The sequence below is a fragment of the Megasphaera micronuciformis F0359 genome (assembly GCF_000165735.1).
Classification (GTDB): Bacteria; Bacillota; Negativicutes; order Veillonellales; family Megasphaeraceae; genus Megasphaera; species Megasphaera micronuciformis.
Genome location: NZ_GL538175.1, coordinates 1 through 18,370 on the forward strand (window position 1 = coordinate 1; position 18,370 = coordinate 18,370).

At 46.7% G+C, this 18,370-nt stretch carries 20 protein-coding genes; 18 read left to right on the forward strand and 2 right to left on the reverse strand.

Annotated features, from left to right (window positions below):
- Positions 1-125 precede the first annotated feature (125 nt).
- The 3 genes from HMPREF9429_RS00005 to HMPREF9429_RS00015 are packed head-to-tail and all read left to right on the forward strand — an operon-like array spanning position 126 to position 2,684.
- Complete coding sequence (locus tag HMPREF9429_RS00005; RefSeq protein ID WP_040772988.1) at positions 126-734, forward strand: GTP pyrophosphokinase; 609 nt, start codon at positions 126-128, stop codon at positions 732-734.
- A 9-nt stretch (positions 735-743) separates the two neighbouring features.
- A complete protein-coding gene (locus HMPREF9429_RS00010) occupies positions 744-1,418 on the forward strand; it encodes a response regulator transcription factor (protein WP_006940672.1) in 675 nt (224 codons plus the stop codon).
- A gap of 3 nt (positions 1,419-1,421) precedes the next feature.
- Positions 1,422-2,684 carry a sensor histidine kinase gene (locus tag HMPREF9429_RS00015; protein WP_006940673.1) on the forward strand — a complete coding sequence of 421 codons (1,263 nt, stop codon included), beginning with the start codon at positions 1,422-1,424 and terminating at the stop codon, positions 2,682-2,684.
- A gap of 54 nt (positions 2,685-2,738) precedes the next feature.
- Here HMPREF9429_RS00015 and rpsD read toward each other — a convergent pair whose 3' ends face one another.
- On the reverse strand, positions 2,739-3,326 hold the full coding sequence (gene rpsD / locus HMPREF9429_RS00020; RefSeq protein WP_006940675.1) for a 30S ribosomal protein S4: 588 nt from the start codon (positions 3,324-3,326) through the stop codon (positions 2,739-2,741).
- Between the two features lie 121 nt (positions 3,327-3,447).
- On the opposite strand from rpsD, the gene HMPREF9429_RS00025 reads away from it, so the two are divergent.
- The 3 genes from HMPREF9429_RS00025 (at position 3,448) to HMPREF9429_RS00035 (ending at position 6,644) form a co-directional block, all read left to right on the forward strand.
- Positions 3,448-4,443: an asparaginase gene (locus HMPREF9429_RS00025; protein WP_269479161.1), complete on the forward strand. Its 996-nt coding sequence runs from the start codon at positions 3,448-3,450 to the stop codon at positions 4,441-4,443.
- An 84-nt stretch (positions 4,444-4,527) separates the two neighbouring features.
- A complete protein-coding gene (locus HMPREF9429_RS00030; RefSeq protein WP_040772997.1) occupies positions 4,528-5,553 on the forward strand; it encodes an S-layer homology domain-containing protein in 1,026 nt (341 codons plus the stop codon).
- 23 nt (positions 5,554-5,576) lie between these two features.
- On the forward strand, positions 5,577-6,644 hold the full coding sequence (locus HMPREF9429_RS00035) for a hypothetical protein (RefSeq protein WP_006940678.1): 1,068 nt from the start codon (positions 5,577-5,579) through the stop codon (positions 6,642-6,644).
- A gap of 81 nt (positions 6,645-6,725) precedes the next feature.
- Here HMPREF9429_RS00035 and HMPREF9429_RS00040 read toward each other — a convergent pair whose 3' ends face one another.
- The gene (locus tag HMPREF9429_RS00040; RefSeq protein ID WP_006940682.1) at positions 6,726-7,409 is read right to left on the reverse strand and encodes a response regulator transcription factor; all 684 of its coding nucleotides are present in this window, start codon (positions 7,407-7,409) and stop codon (positions 6,726-6,728) included.
- 193 nt (positions 7,410-7,602) lie between these two features.
- Between HMPREF9429_RS00040 and ruvC the strand changes: the two genes are divergently transcribed.
- The 12 genes from ruvC (at position 7,603) to yqeC (ending at position 17,883) form a co-directional block, all read left to right on the forward strand.
- Positions 7,603-8,103 (forward strand): crossover junction endodeoxyribonuclease RuvC, encoded by a 501-nt coding sequence (gene ruvC, locus HMPREF9429_RS00045; RefSeq protein WP_006940683.1) that lies wholly within the window; start codon positions 7,603-7,605, stop codon positions 8,101-8,103.
- Positions 8,100-8,699: a Holliday junction branch migration protein RuvA gene (gene ruvA / locus HMPREF9429_RS00050; protein ID WP_006940684.1), complete on the forward strand. Its 600-nt coding sequence runs from the start codon at positions 8,100-8,102 to the stop codon at positions 8,697-8,699. The genes ruvC and ruvA overlap by 4 nt, the downstream gene beginning before the upstream one ends.
- 3 nt (positions 8,700-8,702) lie before the next feature.
- Positions 8,703-9,725 carry a Holliday junction branch migration DNA helicase RuvB gene (gene ruvB / locus HMPREF9429_RS00055; RefSeq protein ID WP_006940685.1) on the forward strand — a complete coding sequence of 341 codons (1,023 nt, stop codon included), beginning with the start codon at positions 8,703-8,705 and terminating at the stop codon, positions 9,723-9,725.
- 30 nt (positions 9,726-9,755) lie between these two features.
- Positions 9,756-10,997, forward strand: coding sequence for a SpoIID/LytB domain-containing protein (locus HMPREF9429_RS00060; RefSeq protein WP_006940687.1), 1,242 nt, complete (start codon positions 9,756-9,758; stop codon positions 10,995-10,997).
- Positions 10,998-11,011: 14 nt separating this feature from the next.
- Positions 11,012-12,031 (forward strand): tRNA preQ1(34) S-adenosylmethionine ribosyltransferase-isomerase QueA, encoded by a 1,020-nt coding sequence (queA, locus tag HMPREF9429_RS00065; protein WP_040773001.1) that lies wholly within the window; start codon positions 11,012-11,014, stop codon positions 12,029-12,031.
- 9 nt (positions 12,032-12,040) lie between these two features.
- A complete protein-coding gene (gene tgt, locus HMPREF9429_RS00070) occupies positions 12,041-13,147 on the forward strand; it encodes a tRNA guanosine(34) transglycosylase Tgt (protein WP_006940692.1) in 1,107 nt (368 codons plus the stop codon).
- Positions 13,148-13,196: 49 nt separating this feature from the next.
- Positions 13,197-13,469: a preprotein translocase subunit YajC gene (gene yajC, locus HMPREF9429_RS00075; RefSeq protein ID WP_006940696.1), complete on the forward strand. Its 273-nt coding sequence runs from the start codon at positions 13,197-13,199 to the stop codon at positions 13,467-13,469.
- A gap of 4 nt (positions 13,470-13,473) precedes the next feature.
- Positions 13,474-14,046, forward strand: coding sequence for a 5-formyltetrahydrofolate cyclo-ligase (locus HMPREF9429_RS00080; RefSeq protein WP_232216626.1), 573 nt, complete (start codon positions 13,474-13,476; stop codon positions 14,044-14,046).
- A 38-nt stretch (positions 14,047-14,084) separates the two neighbouring features.
- Positions 14,085-15,317 carry a protein translocase subunit SecD gene (secD, locus tag HMPREF9429_RS00085; RefSeq protein ID WP_006940698.1) on the forward strand — a complete coding sequence of 411 codons (1,233 nt, stop codon included), beginning with the start codon at positions 14,085-14,087 and terminating at the stop codon, positions 15,315-15,317.
- The gene (secF, locus tag HMPREF9429_RS00090) at positions 15,314-16,249 is read left to right on the forward strand and encodes a protein translocase subunit SecF (protein ID WP_006940699.1); all 936 of its coding nucleotides are present in this window, start codon (positions 15,314-15,316) and stop codon (positions 16,247-16,249) included. Before secD ends, secF begins: the two co-directional genes overlap by 4 nt.
- A 96-nt stretch (positions 16,250-16,345) precedes the next feature.
- Positions 16,346-17,044 (forward strand): suppressor of fused domain protein, encoded by a 699-nt coding sequence (locus HMPREF9429_RS00095; RefSeq protein ID WP_006940700.1) that lies wholly within the window; start codon positions 16,346-16,348, stop codon positions 17,042-17,044.
- 62 nt (positions 17,045-17,106) lie between these two features.
- Positions 17,107-17,883 carry a selenium cofactor biosynthesis protein YqeC gene (gene yqeC / locus HMPREF9429_RS00100; protein WP_040773003.1) on the forward strand — a complete coding sequence of 259 codons (777 nt, stop codon included), beginning with the start codon at positions 17,107-17,109 and terminating at the stop codon, positions 17,881-17,883.
- Positions 17,884-18,370 lie beyond the last annotated feature (487 nt).

The window sequence follows — 18,370 nt, forward strand, 5'->3', positions numbered from 1 at the left end:
GTACGCTATTGCGTACGCCCTCTTTGTATGTATGAAAAAGTATCGTTAGGCTATGGTATAATAATTAGTAGTGAGGAGTAGCCACGATTTTCTTGGCTGATCGCATTCATCAGGGGGGAAGTTCATTGTCTATATACGGGGAGTATTATCCTACGCTGAAATATATACAAGATTATTTGATTAAGCAGATTGAATTATATGCCGATACGACGAGAGAAGAAACGGGAGAGGCTGCCTTTGAACATCTGATTACGCGTATTAAGTCTGAAGACAGTATGCGTGAAAAGTGTGAGCGTAAGGGCATAGAACCGTCGCCTCAGGCGGTTTTACAGTCAATACACGATGCTATCGGCATTCGGGTTGTCTGCCGTTTTGTTGACGATGTGTATGAGACGGTTCGTGCTTTATGGCGAATACCTTTTTGTCGAATTAAGGAAGAAAAGGATTATATCAAAGACGTAAAGCCTAACGGGTACCGGAGCTATCACCTTATCCTGGAGATTACCTTGCCTGATCAAGGTGACGGTGCCTATATTTCCGGCACCTATTATGCGGAAATACAGCTACGCACGATTGCCATGGATTCATGGGCCAGTTTGGAGCATCAATTGAAATATAAGAAACAAATATCAGATCCGGAAATGATCAGCCGTGAATTAAAGCGGTGTGCCGATGAATTGGCTTCATGTGATTTGACGATGCAGACGATTCGAAACTTAATCAGACATGAATAGGGAGTACATATGAGATTATTATTAGCTGAAGATGAAAAGGAATTATCTACAGCCGTAGCCACTATTTTAAATGCGTCGGGTTATGAGACGGATATCGTATCCGACGGCGTACAGGCTGTTGAGGCAGCGGAAAGAAACAGTTACGATTGTATGGTATTTGATATTATGATGCCCGGAAAAGACGGAATTACGGCTCTTTCGGAAATCAGAGAAAAAGGAGATGTAACGCCGGTGATTATGTTAACCGCCAAGTCTGAGGTGGATGACCGCATTACGGGACTTGACGCGGGGGCAGATGATTATTTAACCAAGCCTTTTGCCGTAAAAGAATTATTGGCTCGTATTCGTTCTGTTACGAGGCGTAACGGGGAGACTTTTACACCCCATCTACTGACCTTCGCAAACTTGGAGTTTAATACGGAAACTCAAGAAGTGAAGGGGGAGAATACCATTCGTTTATCGTCAAAAGAAGGAAAGTTATTGCGTTACTTCCTTTTAAACCCGGAAAAAGAACTTACGACGGAGACCGTATTTACGCATGTATGGAACGATGCCGAGGAAGAAACGACGAGTATTGTCTGGGTATATATATCGTATCTAAGGCAAAAGCTTGATTCCGTACAAGCTCAGGTAGAGATTACGGGCGAGGAAGGCGGAACTTTTCGTTTGACTGTGAAGGAGTAACTTATGAACATGATTCGTCGCTTACGGCGTAATTTTATTCTTATTGCTTCGGCTGCCGTCGTACTGCTTGTCTGTATTGTTCTGGTAACAGTAAACGCTACCAATTATAAGCGCACTATGAGCGATATAAATAGTGATTTACAGTATATTACGGCTCACGGCGGTATGTTACCCAAGAAGGCGGCGCCGACTGAAAGCGGTTGGTTCGGCGGGAATGAAAGGGAGAATAATAGGGATGAATTTTCTTATCAGACTCGTTACTTAACCGTTTTGGCCGATAAAGACGGGAATGTCAAAGATATAAATATGAAGAATACGGCGTCTTTTACAAAGGAAGAAGCCGTCCAGTATGCTCAAACTTCCGTTTCAACGGGACAGGATGAAGGTGTTTTTGAAAAGAGCGGGGCCGTGTATGCATACTTAATCACTGTTGACGGCGAAGATAATCATTTCATCGTTATTATGGATTGTACTCGCGAATTTGCGGCTCTTCATTCCTTGTGGCGCTATTCATGCGTTTTGGGTTTGGCATGTATCATTGCTTATGCCGTGTTAATAGCGGTCTTATCCAAGTGGATTATTCAACCTTTTGAAGCCAATATGGAGAATCAAAAGCGCTTTATTACCAATGCGGGTCACGAGTTGAAGACGCCTATCGCCATTATTTCGGCCAATGCGGAAGCTATTGAGTTGATTAACGGGAAGAGTCAGTGGACAGACAGTATTTTGAAGCAAGTCAGGCGCCAGACCGAGCTGATTAATGCACTGGTAACCATGTCGCGCATTGAAGAATACGGTCGAGACGAGTCCAGAAAAAGTGAGATTGATTTAACGGAAACGGTAGGTGCCGTTGCGGAGTCGTTTAAAACGGTAGCCAAAGAACAAGGAAAGACTGTGCGGGCCGATATTGAAGAACATGTGAAGTTGGTGACAGATAGACACGCTTTTCATGAATTGACCAATATACTTGTCGACAATGCCGTCAAGTATTGTGATGACGGCGGAACGGTGCTTGTCAGCCTGAAAGGAAAGCGCAGAAGACGTAATAAGTTTACGCTTACTGTAGCCAATGATTATAAAGAAGGTAAGGGTCAAGACTATAGTCGATTCTTTGAGCGTTTTTATCGTGGCGACGAGTCACATAACAGCAGTAAGTCCGGGTTCGGGATCGGCCTGGCCATGGCGGCGGAATTTGTAGAGGCCATGAAAGGGGATATTAAGGTTTCGTGGCGTAACGGTGTTATTTATTTTACTGTTACCGGGTAGATATAAAAAAAGCAGGAAATCGTAAGATTTCCTGCTTTTCGTGTATACCGTCGCTTATTTCGAGTACAATTCGACGATAAGTGTTTCGTTGATTTCTAAAGGTAATTCACTGCGTTCGGGCATGCGAGTCAATGTGCCTTCGAAAGCGTCGAAGTTCTTTTCAATGTACGGAAGATCAAAGGTCTTAACTTCCTGGAAGGACTTCTTATACATTTCGTTGTTACGCGAACCTTCTTTTAATGTAATCGTGCTGCCCACCTTGACCTGAGCCGAAGGAATGTCAACACGTTTACCGTCGACAAGAATGTGTCCGTGGTTTACCATCTGGCGAGCCTGACGGATGGAGTTTGCGAAGCCTATGCGATATACAAGGTTATCCAAACGGCATTCCAGCAATTTGAGCATATTTTCGCCCGTAACGCCTTCCTGCTTCTTCGCTTTATCGTAATAGCGGACAAACTGACGTTCGAGCAAGTTGTAGTATGCTCGTAACTTCTGTTTTTCCAATAATTGTGTGCCGTATTCAGACATTTTTTTCTGTCTTTGATCTTTCTTCACACGTTTTAATGCCTTAGGATGGCCGTAAACGTTTACACCGAAACGGCGGCACTGTTTAAAACGTGCTTCTCTCCTCGTTGCCATTAGTTACATCACCTCATTAGAATAAAATAATATAGAATTACATCTGTAAATTTTACTATACAAAGTCGGTTAAGTCAATGCCGGGTATTATGGACAAGAGAACGTCCCTTTTGTATACTTTATCGTAAGTGCGGAAAGGAGTATGAATATGAAAAATGTGTATATTATCGCTTGCGGCGGCACCATAGCCGGCCGTGCCGATTCGGCATCGAATCTGACAGGCTATACGGCAGGGGCCGTGCATATAAACGAACTGTTGTCTGCCGTTCCCGAATTGGATAAAGTAGCACGAGTGCATGGCGAGCAGCTGTGCAATCTGGATAGTTCCGATATGACAGAAGCTCTATGGGTAAAACTGGCTAAAACCGTTGAAGGTATTGCAGCACGTGATGATGTAGACGGTATCGTCATCACACACGGTACGGACACGCTGGAAGAAACTGCCTACTTTTTAAATCTTACGGTTCATACGCATAAGCCCGTTATTATAACGGGGGCCATGCGCCCCGCCACGGCACTCAGTGCCGACGGACCGTTAAACCTGTGGGAAGCCGTGCAGGTAGCGGCTACACCTGGAGCCGGTCAGTACGGGGTACTCATTGTCATGAACGGTACGATTTGCAGCGCACGTTTCGGATATAAGACGGATACGACTCATGTTCAGGCTTTTCACGGAAGACAGATGGGTGTCGTCGGCTTTGTGCAAAACGGCATACCTTATTTTTATCAGGCTCCTTTACGCTGCCATACATTCCAATCTAAGTTTGATATTCCTGCTGAGACCTTGCCTCACGTAGCGATTATTTATTGTCACGTAGGGATGACGGAAAAAACGGTCAGAGCTCTTATACAAGATTTGTCGGGAATTATTTTGGTCGGTTTGGGACACGGTAAGAATCCGAACTACATTGAAAGCGTATTAAAAGAAGCGGCATCTACAGGTGTGAAAATCGTGCGCACATCGAGAGTTCTCGGCGGCATTGTTTCCGAAGGAGGCGGGCAAGGCTTTATTTGCGGTGACTCACTCATGCCGCAACAGGCGAAAATCCTCTTGCAGCTATCCTTGGATAAGGGAGAAACGGAGGAAGAAATACAGCATAATTTCCGTATATATTAGAGCCTGTCGTTGTTCTTACAGTCTGCCTATGCTAAAATAAATAAGATAACTACGTTTTTCTTATTACAGATGGGAGCGTTGAATATGAATTATCGAAATATAGCGGTAGCAGCCTTGTGTGCAGTTACCTTAAGCGGAGCTGCTTTTGCAGCTGAAACGACGACATCCAAAGGATTAACGGATATTAATGACTATTGGGGTAAAACGGCTGTCGAGTCGTTTTACAGTCGCCAGTATATCAGTGGTATCGACGGAAAATTTCACCCTAATGACGACATTACCCGTGAAGGGGTAGCCTCGATTATAGACAAGATGATCGGCGGCGAAACGACGGCCACCGTTGATTTTAAAGATGTTAAGGGACGCTGGTCCGAAAAAGCGGTTGCTTCTATGGTAGATAAGCAGATTATGAAGGGGTACGGGGACGACTCCTTTAAGCCTGAAAAAGATGTAACCCGTCAGGAATTTGCCGTTATTGCCTATAACTACTTGAACTATAAGGGGGCACCGGCAGAAACTTCGGCTGTGGAATATAAAGATGCTAAAGACATTGCTCCGTGGGCAAAGAAAGCTGTCGATATGTTGAATGCACTGGGGGTCATGAAAGGATCGGACGGTCTGTTTTTACCGAATAAGAACATTACTCGCGGTGAAGCGGTAAATGTATTGTATCGCCTTCAGGCGGAACCGGTAGTATCCAAGAATCAGGGAGCCGAATTACAGAAGGTTGTCTTGTCCGATATTACCAAAGTGTACGGGTCCGTTAAAAAGTTTGCCGATGACGGTAACTTGTATTGGAACGGAAACACCTTGTATGTGACGGCAAAGACAGCGGCTAATCGCAATAAATTGGAAGACTCCTTTAAAGCTGACAGCCGCATTGCGGAAAGTAGTGTCGTTGTAGTCAATAATAAATACAGCTTTAATGAATATAAGAAAATTCAGGAAGACGCTTTGAAGCTGTATGAAAAGACAGAAAAGGCTGAAGGTACCGCCGCTGTCGATTATTTGAACGAACAGGTAGTGTTGAAGGTGCCCAGCGTGTCTAAGGAAACAAAAAAAGCTCTTGAAAAAGCCTTCGGTGCAAAAGTGCGTACACGCATCGTATAAACGGGGGCAGGCGGAGGAACGAAATGATAAACTCTAAACGGTTGGCCGCATTGTGCGGAGTCTTCTTCTTAACTTCGGTTGTGACGGCAGTAGCCGTTTCACCGTATACGGATATATCCGACAAAACGGATAAGGCAGCTGTTGATTATGTATACGACATACAGGGTCTTACGTTTGCACAGGGAACGGAATTTCATCCCTTGCAGCCCGTAAGTCGGCAAGAGTTCGCAGATATGCTCTATCGTTTGACGCCGTCATTGCATCCGACAGAAATGAAGACGGAAGAAGACGCCTTAGCCGTCTTGGCTCAGAACAAGATTATGCAAAAAGGAAGTGCAGAGGCGGCTTTGACACGCACGGAATACGAAGCTGTTATTAAGGCGTATATCACTTATATGCGTCAGGATACCTTGCAACAGGCCGTGCCGGAACAAACGGCGGGTAGCGATACGGTGAGTCGCTTGGAAGCGGTCCGCAGTGTATATGCGCTAATCGGTCCGGGCGGTATGTATACGGACTATGTAGCGGCTCAGCAAAAGGTTATGAAGACCTTGAATGATGAATACGGATCGATGCTTACTTTTTATGAAGACGGAGTCTTGTATCGCCAAGGCGATACCTTTGTTGTCGGACTGACGGGCCGGCCGTCTATGTCGTTGGAACGTCGTCTTAAACATGATTTGGCTGACGGGCCGAAGGTAGAGATCAAAAAAGTATCTATGTCCAGAAGTGACTACGCTTACCTTATGCGTAAGGCGGCGGCTTTGATTGTGGCCACAGTCGGTACCGATGAGTTTTCCGGCGTATTACCCGACTATGAAAATGAACAAATCATCGTCATGACAAAGCATCCGCTGTCGCAGGAGTTGTTAAATTTATTGGAAAAAGAAATCGGCACAGGTATTATCCGCAATGAAGATGCGGTTACGGCCGGTACGAGTAAGAAACCGGTTGCGGAGACCTCGACTGAACGAAGACCCGTTACGGCGGCGAACAGGAAACATCGTCCCAAGGTCGACTTCTATTCTCCGTTACTGGATCGGTCCGTGTCCGAAGCTATTACAAAATATCAGAACGATTTATACAGATAAACGGTGTTTACCATAATGTTGAAGGTCCGTCTGTTGATGAGATCTTCAACATTATTTTTTTGAAGGCGCTGAACCGAAATGTTACTCGCGAACGATATAACCGACGCCACGAACCGTTGTAATGTAAGATTCGTGACGGTCTGTGCAAAGTTTGGAACGCAAGTAGCGTATGTATACATCGACTACATTTGTCGTTCCGAAGAAGTCATATCCCCAGACGTGTTCTAAAATGCTGTGACGGGAAAGAACGATATTTTTATTATGAATTAAAAAGGTTAAGAGTGAGAACTCTTTTTTCGTCAGACTGATGCGCCGTTCTTTTATGTATACTTCGTGTGCATCTAAATCGACGAGCAAATCTTTCAAAGTTAAAGTGCGCCGAAAATTGTTGCACACGGCTTTTCCCGAATGTAGAAGGGCATGAATGCGGGCGGACAGTTCACGGCAATTAAAGGGCTTGGTCAAATAATCATTTGCTCCGTATTCGAAGGCCTTTACTTTAGTCGTAATGTCGTCACAATCGGATATAATCAAGACGGGAACGGCAGAAATTTTACGAATTTCCTTACACAAGAGCAGACCGCTAATATCGAGAAGCCGAATGTCCAGAACGATTAAATCAAACCGGTTTCCCGCCAGTTTGTTTAAGGCTGAAAGTCCCAATGTATCGGTCGTGCAGTCATAGTGCTCCGTAGCTAATTCCTGCCGTATGTAGGCTGCCGTTTTGGCATCTCCTTCAATGATAAATATCTGACGTTCTTTCATAGTAAAAGCCTCCTGTTACAATGAATTTTAGAGCTCTTTACTCAATTATAAAAAACGAATGAATATTCATAATATACAGACCTTTTTATACTCTCATAAGGTCCGTTAATACAAGACTTTATGGGGGTATTTCATAGGCACTCCTTGTTCTTCTGTGGTATAATAAATAAGTTATGTAGAGGAGGATTTTTGTATGAGAGCCATGGGTATTGATCCGGGTACGGCTATTTGCGGTTTCGGCGTCGTCGACTCTGACGGCAGTCGGTTACGGCCGGTTACATACGGGACCATTCAGACTACGCCGGACAGAAGCGATGCGGATCGCCTTGTGACAATATATGAAGGCTTACATGAGTTATATGAGAAATATAAGCCTGATATAATCGGTGTTGAGCAGCTCTTTTTTAACCGTAACGTGACGACGGCTATTACGGTCGGACAGGCACGAGGCATTATTTTGCTGACGGCGAAACAAGCGGGAATTCCTCTTCTTGAGTTCAACCCGTTACAAGTAAAACAGGGAGTTACGGGATACGGCAGAGCAACGAAAGAGCAGGTTATCGATATGACCATGCGCCTTCTCGGCATTCGGGAAAAGATTAAGCCCGACGATGCGGCTGACGGCTTGGCAATGGCTATATACGCCGTCTATTCCAGTCATTCGCAACGTTTGAATAGAAAGGTACAGCTATGATCGGATATGTTAAGGGTACGGTTGAGTGTATATTCGCTTCATCCGTTTTTATTGACGTGCACGGAGTAGGTTATCGCGTATATGCACCGGTTTCTACTCTTGCACACTTGAACGTTGGCGAAGAGAGTCTCTTGTATACATACATGAATGTGCGGGAAGATGCCATTGTCTTATACGGTTTTCTGACGCAAGATGAATACGATCTTTTTATGCTTCTCATCGGCGTTAACGGCGTGGGACCTAAGGTAGCCAACGGCATTTTGAGTGCTACCGGGACGGATTCATTCAGAGCCGCCGTGGCCAATAAGGACATCGGTTTGTTGACGAAAATGCCGGGTATCGGCAAGAAAACGGCGGAACGTATTGTCTTGGAATTGCAAGATAAGGTGGGCACACCCGTAAGTAGCGGTGAAAGTGAAAAAACGCCCGAACCTTCGCCTATAGAGGGAATAGGAGCGGAAGTAACGGCAGCCCTTGCCGGTCTTGGATATTCGGAACGGGAAATTGAGCCGATCATAGCTCGGGAAGCAAAGGAGCATGATTCGGTAGAATCGTTATTAAAAGCGTGTTTGCGTGCCTTGGGAACAGGGAGATAAATTATGGAAGAAACGCGTATTGTTGAAATGGGTGATTTACCCGGCGACTCATGGCAGTACAGCCTGCGACCCCATTATTTAAAAGAATATATAGGCCAGGAAAAGGCCAAGAGAAATCTGGAAGTCTTCATCGCAGCGGCAAAAATGCGCAAGGAAGCCTTGGACCATGTTCTTTTGTACGGACCGCCCGGCCTGGGTAAAACGACGTTGGCAGGGATTATTGCTAACGAAGCGGGCGTCGGTTTTCGCATTACGTCGGGACCGGCTATTGAGCGAGCCGGAGATTTGGCGGCATTATTGACGAATTTACAGGAACGGGATGTTTTGTTTATCGATGAAATTCACCGTCTTTCGCACAGTGTAGAAGAAGTTTTATATGCAGCCATGGAAGACTATGCTCTGGATATCGTTATCGGCAAGGGACCCAGTGCTCGCTCCGTGCGTATTGATTTACCGCCTTTTACTTTAATAGGGGCGACAACGCAAGTCGGCAGATTGGCCTCGCCTTTGCGCGATCGATTCGGGGTTATCAGTCGTCTGGAATTCTATAAGCCTGAAGAGTTGGTTCTTATTATTGAGCGGACCGCCGACATTCTCGATATGCGTATTGAACGTGATGGGGCCTTGGAAATAGCCGGCCGTTCGCGCGGGACACCGCGTATTGCCAACAGGCTGCTAAAGCGCGTTCGCGATTTTGCTCAAGTAGCCGATGCGCCGGCCATAACAAAAAACATTGCATCCGAAGCTCTGAATCGGTTGGAAGTGGATGCTTGCGGTTTGGATCGCACGGACCGTCGAGTCTTAACGGCTATTATTGAAAAATTTGACGGCGGTCCCGTCGGCCTTGATACTATTGCGGCGGCGATCAGTGAGTCGGTTGATGCGGTAGAAGACGTGTATGAACCCTTTTTAATGCAATTGGGATTTCTAAACAGAACGCCGCGCGGACGCGTAGCTACCGCTGCGGCTTACCGTCACTTGGGCCTGGCGGTACCGCAGGCGGATGAGCAAGGCAAGTTGTTTTAAGTCTTGTCACGGAATGCAGGAGGAAAAAACATGATTTCATATAAACGTTCGGTTCTTGCGGTCATGACGGCAGCTTTTATATGGTTAACCGCTTTTCCTGCCGGGGCTGCGGATAACGATATAGTGCGCATCGGTATTCGGGAGGGGCAGGGATCCGTGTCCGTAGCCGGTCCTTTCGGTGTCGGTGTCTATCGTAACGGCAGTCTTTGGAAAAAATACGCTGCCGGTAAGAACGTAACCGTTACATATAGTGATAAAGGGCTGACTGTTGACGGGGCAGCCTTGGGACAGCGCGTTCTTCTGCGGTCTTTAGATGCCAAAGGCGCTCTGAAAATCAGCAACGGTTATTCGTATCGGGGTGACTTGGAAGTAATTAAATCGCCTCAGAGGTGGGGGTTGACGGTAGTTAACGTCGTGCCTGTTGAAAAATATCTGTACGGTGTAGTGGGGAAGGAAATGTCTCCGTCTTGGAGCGATGAAGCCCTGAAAGCGCAGGCCGTGGCGGCTCGTACCTATGCCGTTTCCCATAAGGGGTATTTTCGCAATCGAGGCTTCGATATGACCGATGATACGAACAGTCAGACGTACGGCGGCGTAAATGCTGAAGCGCCGTCCGTACTGAGAGCCGTTAAGGCAACGCGCGGAGAAATTCTGACATACGGCGGCAAACCGATTGATGCTTTTTTCAGTGCCAATGCGGGTGGCTGGACGGAGCACAGTGAAAATGTGTGGGGCAATAAGATTCCTTACTTGAGAGGCGTATCGGACAAAGCTGATAAGATGCCCGAATATCGGTGGTCCGTCACGATTACACCTGAACGCTTGGCTGCCGATTTGGCGGCTGCGGGAAAGGGAGTTGGACAGATTAAGTCTGTCTTACTCTCCCCTTTGTCCAAACGACCTATGAGTGCTGCCGACCGCGGTATATCGGGACGTGTTTTGTCTTTTACCGTTACGGGAACGGCGGGACAGACAAAAATTACGGGAAATGCCTTTCAAGGGATACTGGGATTAAAAAGTACGCTCTTCGATTTTTATCAGGGGAACGGCAATCCGCCCGATCCGGATACGGGCAAGGTTTTGCGAAATAATGTCTTTATAGTGAAAGAAAAGACACCTCTCGTCATTTACGGCTTTGGTTGGGGGCACGGTCTGGGTATGAGCCAGTACGGGGCCTATCAAATGGCTAAAGAACACGGCTCGGATCCGACTTTTTACAGAAAAATACTCGCCCACTATTACAGCGGTACAAGTTTATCGAAGTTATATTAAGGAGTAGATTGATTTTGAAACTGTCCGACTTTTCCTATGAATTGCCTCAGGAATTGATAGCACAGCATCCGGCTGAACCCAGAGATACGGCACGTCTCATGCTTTATGACAAGAAAACAGGTGAAACGGAAAATAAGATATTTCGGCAATTGACAGACGAATTGCATCAGGGAGATGTACTGGTTTTTAACGATTCAAAGGTCATTCCCGCACGCCTGCACGGTACGCGTGTGCCTACGGGCGGTAAGGTAGAAGTCCTCTTGCTGACGCCTGTAGGAGAGGACCGTTGGGAAGTATTGGTAAAACCGGGTAAGAAAGCCCTGCCCGGATCCACCTTATCTTTCGGAGAAAGGTTGACGGGGGTTGTAGAAGATCGTACCGATTACGGCGGGCGGGTTATTCACTTTACTTATGACGGTGTTTTCGACCATATTATTGAAGAAATCGGCGAAATGCCTTTGCCGCCGTATATTCATAAAAAACCCGAAAATCCTGACGACTACCAAACTGTTTATGCTCGAGAAAAAGGGTCTGCTGCCGCTCCTACGGCGGGGCTTCACTTTACGGATGAACTGTTGGAAAAAATCAGGGACAAAGGAGTAGAAACGGTCTTTGTCACCTTACATGTAGGACTCGGCACCTTCCGTCCTGTCGAAGAAGAAAATATTGAAGACCATGTGATGCATAGTGAATACTACAGTATTACACCCGAAGCGGCGGCAGCCGTTAATCGGGCTAAGGAAGAAGGACGTCGTATTGTCGCCGTCGGCACGACCTCGGTACGGACCTTGGAAAGTGCGGCCGAAAAGGGACGACTGAAAGCCGGTGCGGGAAAGACGAATATTTTCATTTATCCCGGATATACTTTCCGGATTGTCGATGCTCTCGTGACGAACTTTCATTTGCCCGAATCGACGTTACTTATGCTTATCAGTGCCCTGTCCGACAGAGAACATATTTTAAAAGCTTATGAAACGGCAGTTCGTGAAAAGTATCGCTTTTTCAGCTTCGGCGATGCCATGTTTATACACTAGGAGGTACGCATGGTTATAGAATTCGAATTACAGGCTGAATGTGACGGGGCCAGAGCCGGTTTGTTACGTACTCCGCACGGAACTTATCAGACTCCTATGTTTATGCCCGTCGGTACGCAGGCCACGGTTAAGACGCTGACCCCTGAAGAACTGTATGACATGGGAGCTCAAGTCATTCTGAGCAATACTTATCACTTGTTTTTACGGCCCGGAGAAGATTTGGTTCATGAGGCCGGCGGGATTCATCGCTTTATGAATTGGAAGAATGCGGTTCTTACCGATAGCGGCGGTTTTCAGGTCTTTAGTCTCGGGAAGATGCGAAAGATTACGGAAGACGGTGTGACCTTCCGTTCCCATATAGACGGATCAAAGAAATTTTTGTCGCCTGAAGTATCCATGGATATCCAAATGGCCCTAGACTCGGATATTGCCATGGCCTTTGATGAATGCATTCCCTATCCCTCCGATTATGAATACACCCGTCTTTCCACTGAACGAACAAGCCGTTGGGCCAAGCGATGTCTTGATCATCATCACAGTCCTACACAGGGCTTGTTCGGTATTGTACAGGGAGGCATGTATAAGGATTTACGGAAAAAAAGCTGCGAAGATTTGGTTGCCATGGATTTTGACGGCTACGGAATCGGCGGACTCAGTGTTGGCGAATCGAAGGATATCATGTATGATATATTAGAAGGTACGACTCCGTATTTACCGCAAGATAAAGCTCGTTATTTGATGGGAGTCGGTACGCCCGATTGCCTCGTCGAAGGCGTAGCTCGCGGCGTTGATATGTTTGACTGCGTCTTTCCTACTCGTGTGGCTCGTAACGGAATGGCTATGACGGCAGAAGGGCGTGTCAATGTGCGTAACGCCAAATATGCTCGTGACTTTTCGCCCATTGAAGAAGGTTGTGGTTGCTATACATGTCGTAATTATACACGTGCCTATATCAGGCATCTCTTCAAGGCGGAAGAATTACTGGCTTATCGTTTGGTAAGCATTCATAATCTTTACTTTTTACTTGACTTCATGCGTCGCATGAGGCAGTCGATTTTTGACGGTACATTTCGCCGATTCCGAAAGGAATTTTTCGACCGATATAAAGATGCGTAATGTCCGTTGCGAATAAACAATATTTTCGGAGGTGATATACGTGGAATTTATGGAACAGATGCAGTCTTTTGCCCCCATTATTTTGATGGTAGTCATTTTTTATTTCATGTTATGGCGGCCGCAAAAAAAGCAGCAAAAACGACGTCAGGAAATGCTTAACAGCATGAAAACGGGTGCCAAGGTTATTACGATCGGCGGCATCTACGGGACGATTGTTGAATTGCATGAAGACTATGCTATGTTGCGTATTGCCGAAAAGACGGAAGTCAAAATTACCCGGCAGTCCATCAGTCAGGTTCTCGGCAAAAAAGAAGGAGAGTAGAAGGTTGCTCGTTACGGAAGAAAAGAAATGTCTTCGGAAACAAATGAACGAACTTTTACACAATCTGCCTGTCGCTGAAACGGCGGCAGGCAGCTCCGTTATTTGTAAAACGTTGGGACAGTTACCTGATTACCATAAGGCACGGCGTATTATGGCTTTTTTGAGTATGCCCGGTGAGGTCGACTTGGACTCATTTATTGAAAAAGCGTTGGCGGATGATAAGGAAGTCTACGTACCGAGATGTCTGGACAAGGGGAATATGGAAGGCGTACGTCTTTACGATTTAGGACAGACGGTTTTTGACCGCTACGGCATTCGTACGGCACTCGAGGGAGCTCCGACCTGTACTGCCGACGTACCGGACCTACTTATCATATCCGGTCTTGCCTTTGATAAAAATGGCTGCCGCTTGGGACGGGGAGCCGGGTTTTACGACCGATTTATTGCCGATGCCCGGGCGTCTCAGGTAGTGGCCGTGGCCTTTGCCGCACAAATAGTGGAACACGTTCCGACGGAAGCTCATGATCAGACCGTGTGCCGTATTGTGACGGAAAAAGAAATTATTCATGTATCGTAAAAAACCGGAGAGGGGGAGCTTTGTTGCGTCAAAAAAATATGCTTAAATTTTTCGGCGCCGTCATTATTATTATCGGCGTCTTCGTTACCTGCATTCGTCCGCTTGCCGAGTCGATTAAGCAAGGCTTGGATCTGCAAGGCGGGACTCATATCGTGCTGGAAGCCCAGGACACGCCGGATGCGCCTGTTACGGATGATTCCGTAAATCGGGCTGTGACTATCGTTGAACGGCGTATTAATGAAATGGGGTTGACTGAACCGATTGTACAAAAAGAAGGGTCGCGACGGATTATTGTCGAATTGCCCGGTGAAAAGAACCCGGAAAAGGCCATTGAAACCATCGGTAAGACGGCCGTTATGGAGTTTAAAGATGAATCGGGTACGACTCGTATGACCGGTAACGACTTGAAAAATGCCAAGGAACAGAAGGATAACAGCGGCAAAAATGTCGTTGCCATTGAGTTTACGGACGAAGGGGCTAAGAAGTTTGCCGACTTGACGGCAGCCAATGTAGGACACAAGATTTCCATTACTTTGGACGGCGACGTACTTACGGCGCCTGTCGTAAACGAAGCCATTACGGGCGGTAAGGCCGTAATTACGGGGAACAACTCGTTGGAAGAAGCGAAAAACCTGGCTATTCTCCTGCGTTCAGGTGCCCTTCCCGTACAGTTGAAGGTTCTCGAAGTTCGTACCATCGGGCCGAGCTTGGGACAAGATTCTAAGGATAAGAGTGAACGGGCCTTTGCCATCGGCATTCTTTTGATTATGCTCTTTTTGGTCGTCGTTTATCGCATGTCCGGTGTTGTGGCCAACGTAGCCTTATTGGTCTATGTGCTCATTCTTTTGGCTATTTTAAAGTATTTGGATGCGACACTGACGCTCCCGGGGATTGCCGGCATTATCCTTTCCATGGGTTTTGCCGTTGATGCGAATATCCTTATATTTGAACGATTTAAAGAAGAAGTCCTTGTCGGCAAGAGTTTGCGTACGTCCATGCATGCCGGCTTTAAGCGTGCGTTCAGCACTATTTTGGACGCGAACGTATCCGTCATGATTGCCGCCATCGTATTGATTACCATGGGTGCCGGTACGGTTAAGGGTTTTGCCGTCAACTTGGCTCTCGGTATTGTCGTCAGCATGTTTACGGCCATTGTTGTCAGCCGGTCTCTATTAACCTGGTTCATTAATACGGAACTGATTAAGTCGCCGTGGTTCTACGGGTTGAATCGCAAGTTGGATAAAGAGGATACAAAGGGGGGACAGGCATGAAATTCAGTATTGTAAAACATCGTAAATGGTGGTTCACCCTGTCGACCCTCTTGGTCGTTGCCAGCATCGTGTCCATTGTTATGAACGGCTTCAACTTCGGTATCGACTATACGGGCGGTACGATTCTGGACTTGCGTTTCGGCAAAGCCGTTACAGTCTCCGAAGTTCGCCAAGTACTGGATACGTCGGGTATGAATCTGGACAACAGTGTCATTCAGCTCACCGGTGTAACGGAAGGTGATTCGTCGCAGGACGTTATGATCCGTATGCGCAACTTGTCGAGCGATGAAACAAAGGCCTTGGCAGATAAGTTCAGCGCTCAGTTGGGAAATTCGGAAGTAAAGCGCACCGAATCGGTCGGTGCCGTCATCGGGGCGGAAGTTACGAAAAATGCCGTGACCAGCCTGGCTGTCGCCTTTATTGCTTTGGCGGCGTATATATCCTTCCGCTTTGAATATAAGATTGCCGTTTCGGCCATCGTATCGATTCTGCATGACTTGATCATGGTATTGGGCGTCTTTTCCTTCTTTCGATTGGAAATCGACGCATCCTTCCTGGCGGCTATTTTGACGGTCGTCGGCTACTCCATGAATGAAGCTGTTGTTATCTTTGACCGCGTTCGTGAAAATATTCGGACGCATAGGCGAACGGATACGTACGAATGCCTGGCCGAGGACAGTATTGCTCAGAGTATTCACCGGAGTATTTATACGCTGACAACCGTATTGTTGGCCTGCGGATCCTTGCATTTCTTCGGCGGCGAATCGACGAAGAACTTTTCGCTCGTCATGTTAATCGGCTTTATCAGCGGGGCTTATTCCTCTATTTGTGTCGATACCTCTTTATGGGTCGTTTGGAAGAGCCGCACAGACAAGCGTCGTGGCTTACATTCCGGAGAAGAAGATGTGCCGGAAGAGTCCGTAGAAGCTTAACTGTTAAATGCCTTGCCCTATCGGGCAAGGCATTTTTACGTGCGGCAATGAAAGGCACACTGTGGTATAATTAGTAAAACAACAGGAGGATGTACGATGAAAAGCGATGTAACGGCCTTCCTTTCAAGAGCCGGGGCGGTCGGTAAAGAAATGCAAAATTACGGGGCCGACATACGAAATCATTTTGAAACTCTATTTACGCATCGGCGTATGACCGTATATGAATCTCTGCCTGAAAGCCGCTCCTTTGTCGATGTGACCGTATTGGAACCGACGGAAGAGGAGCCGTTTTACTTTTTGTATACATCAGGAATGAGTCGCATGTCTATGGCCTCATATCCGGGCAGCGGCGGTGAGGAATCTTCTTTAGCCGAATTGTATTTAATGATACCCGCTAAAGAAGAGATGCGTACTGTTGGCGGGATACGTCCTTGGCCGGTCCGTCTTCTTGCCGAGTTGGGCGCCTTTCCCCATATGTACGGCATGTGGTTTTCCTACGGTTTTTATTTACCCTTGGCCAGAGACTGTGAGTACACATCGACACAGGGAACTTTTTCCGGGGCGCTTATGATTCAGTTCGACGGCGAGCTGGGAACCGTTCCTACGGCTGACGGTCATCGTATACAGCTGTTTATGCCTTTTCCCGTATATGCCGAAGAGGCGGAACTGTACGGCTCTGTAGGACCTGACGAACTGACGGAACGGATACTTCGCTATAACGGCGGTACATTTTTAATTGATTTAAAACGACCCAACGCGGGTCTTGAACGACACGTTGGGGATTTGCGGAAATGATATAATCGGCCCTTTTGATGAGACGGTCGGAATCGTTTCTCGTATTTCGGATTCAAGGAGGTATGGTTGTGGAAGATAAGCGGTGGTTACGATTGTTGCAGCCGGGGATTACGGCTATTGTAGGAGCCGGAGGGAAAACAACCGTATTGGAACGGCTCGTTGCCTACGGACACGGTGCGAATCTGCCCGTTGCGGTCAGCACAACGGCAGAGGCGGACGGAGAGCGGTTGGCGGAAATCGAGGACCTGGATATTATTTGTACGAACGATCGTGAAGAGGGCGAAGCTTTTTGCATTGAAAAAATAAACGCTCATCGGGTACCCGCTTGGTTCTCGTCCGTAAGTGAAGAGGGGATTTATAAGGGAATCGATGCGGACACTCTGGAATGGTTGCGCGTAAGACATCCGGCATGGTATTTGATCGTTGAGGCAGACGGTGCTCATCATAAATGGTTGAAGGCCCCCTTGCCTGAAGAAGCTCCTATTCCTCAGGACTGCGATACGCTTATTGGGGTCGTCAATCTGCAAATGCTCGGGTCGTCCATTACCGATGAGCGGGTAGCCGGCGCCGAACAGGCGGCTTTGATTATGAATCGTCCTACGGGGGCTATTGTTACGCCTGCCCTGTTGGCTAAGCTGTTGACGCATCCTCGCGGTCTGTTTCGTACTTCCGCTTCACGCAGAGTACTCTTTTGCAGCGGCTATAATGCCGTACAGCATCGTATGACGGAGGCTCTTTTGGATGATTTGGAAGATTTGGATTTACAAGTCATTGTCTTAGCTGACGGGTATAAAGATACATGTACTATTCGGCAATATATTTCCCAAGACTCAAGATAAAGGACTTCAAGATGTGGGTGCGTGAAAAAGTATCTCTTCGTCTTTGGAAGAATTATAACATGAGTATTCTCTATTGACATATATCTTCGTGTACGATACAATATCAGCAATTATTACTCAATTGATGAGAGGTAATATCAAATGAAGACCTTGTCCACATCGTTACGGACAGTTGAATACGGAGCAAACTTTTTTAGCTGGGGCTACTATTTTAGCGCCGGCTATTTTTGCTACAAAAAATTCAACAGTACGACAAATGACATGAGACAAGTTCGCGTCGATGAATAAATTGTATAAATTCGGGACAATTGAAAGTCGATAGTTATCGGTACCTAACGGGCAGGCTCATGAGAGCCTGCCTTTTTTATTTGATACAAGGAAAGAGCTGAAATTACGATTATGTTGTCAGTGAGGATTCTTATATATACGGGTACGGTTGCAGTCGGAAAGTTACAGACCGAGTAGAAAGCTCGGCTTTGGAGTCTTG